General features: G+C 42.1%; 1 protein-coding gene. It reads right to left on the bottom strand.

The features are described from left to right. The coding region (locus tag GVK91_RS27200) for a thioesterase family protein (RefSeq protein WP_200845725.1) at positions 1 to 437 on the bottom strand (437 nt) is incomplete at its 3' end. Positions 438 to 458 lie beyond the last annotated feature (21 nt).

Here is a 458-nt window from a genome sequence, read left to right as displayed (position 1 = left end):
TCTAAGGCTTCTTTGATGGTAGCTGATAACGCGATTTCTTGGCTTTGACGATAGTCATACGCCACAAAGCCCATTTTGGCATACGCTACCAATGACCCATCAAACATTCGCGAGACTTTAAACACAAAATCACCACCCAAATCGGTTAAATGCTGTACGCCAACCTCAAACAATAGTTCTTCACGCGCCCGTGCCCGATCAAGGATTTGGGTCTCGATATGATTAATGACCAAGCCTTGGTACTCAGCATTAACCTCCTTAATGCTTTTTGAATATAAAAAACGAAAACGGGCTTCGGTAAGCAATGCCACCAAATTTTCAACCGTTAAGTGTTGTCCTAATCCAATTTCGGTATTGCGCACGCGCATGACGGTCTCAAACACGAAATGGGCAACTTCAATATTTGTGCTTAAAGTTGACAAGAATTCTAACCTCATGATGTTGATGTTGATGTTGAT

It is taken from the genome of Sphingobacterium sp. 18053, from assembly GCF_902706145.1.
GTDB lineage: Bacteria > Bacteroidota > Bacteroidia > Sphingobacteriales > Sphingobacteriaceae > Sphingobacterium > Sphingobacterium paramultivorum.
Note: the sequence above shows the minus strand (reverse complement) of the source record. Positions and strands in the feature narration are given on the sequence as shown.